Raw genomic sequence first — 1,078 nt, 5'->3', positions numbered from 1 at the left:
ACAGACTCATGGCCCATGCCTTTCGAGATCAGTTCTTCGGATATACCTTTTTCCAGGGCCACGCTTGCCCAGCTATGCCGCGCTGTATAAGTGGATAGGTCCGCCCCGACCAAACTTCCCAGCCTTTTCAGACGCTTATTCTGAAGACGGAGCGCACTTTCATACTCCTTTCGGGAGGGAGTGGCACCTTTCAGAACAGGAAACAGATAGGGACTCGAAGCATCCCGGTAACGCGACAGCAGCTGTTTCATCACAGGCAACAATTGTATTTGTAGTTCCTGACCGGTTTTACGCCGGACATAAACGATCTTGCCGCCACGGATATTCTCACGCCTTAAGTGGGCCAGGTCGACAAAAGCCATTCCACGGGCATAGTAGGAGAAAAGGAACAGGTCGCGGGAAAGGGACAGTCCCGGAGACGGCAGTTGCAGGGCGGCAAGTTCAAGGATCACTTTTTCCTCCACCGCACGTTTACGCGTTTTCTCAATACGGGTATGAACATGGCTGAAAAGCATCGGAACCGCTTCCACCAGACCTTCCCTGACCGCACGGTTCAGGACGGAACGCAGCACACGAAGATAAAAAGAGACCGTATTGGCACAAAGTCCCGTACCGAACAAATAAGATTCATATTCTTTCACGAGAACAGGGTCCAGTTCATCCAGGCGCAAGTCACTACCTTGACGGAAACGGAGAAAAGAATTCAGTGTGCTCCGATAATGACGGGCCGTCTGATCCTTACCTCCGGCAAACAGTTCCCCAATCAGTTTCTCCACATATTTTGTCAGGTTGGAAACCGTGAACCGTTCCTTACACGCTGCCACGATATCGTCCAGCGTAAACACTTTCTTCTTCTCCATCGAGCAGACCACCTGACGGACCGTACGGCAATCACGGACCAGATGTTCGCGTATGCCGCGCAACTCTTCACTCCGTTCCCCCTCACTTCCGGCAGGAATATGCACCTCTTCCCTTTCACTTATCCATTCACCAGCGGAGACACGGTAGGGTAGCCGGATCTTTCGGGTTTCACGACGGTAAATCAGCTGCACGTAAAGCGGCATGCGCTTTTCTCCGG

General features: G+C 52.3%; 1 protein-coding gene. It reads right to left on the bottom strand.

Features of this window, described 5'->3' with window-relative positions; genetic code table 11:
• The coding region (locus tag DWX23_RS24755) for a site-specific integrase (protein ID WP_122376459.1) at positions 1-1,078 on the bottom strand (1,078 nt) is incomplete at both ends.

Origin of the sequence: Parabacteroides sp. AF18-52 (assembly GCF_003479145.1) — a bacterium.
Classification (GTDB): Bacteria; Bacteroidota; Bacteroidia; order Bacteroidales; family Tannerellaceae; genus Parabacteroides; species Parabacteroides faecis.
Note: the sequence above shows the minus strand (reverse complement) of the source record. Positions and strands in the feature narration are given on the sequence as shown.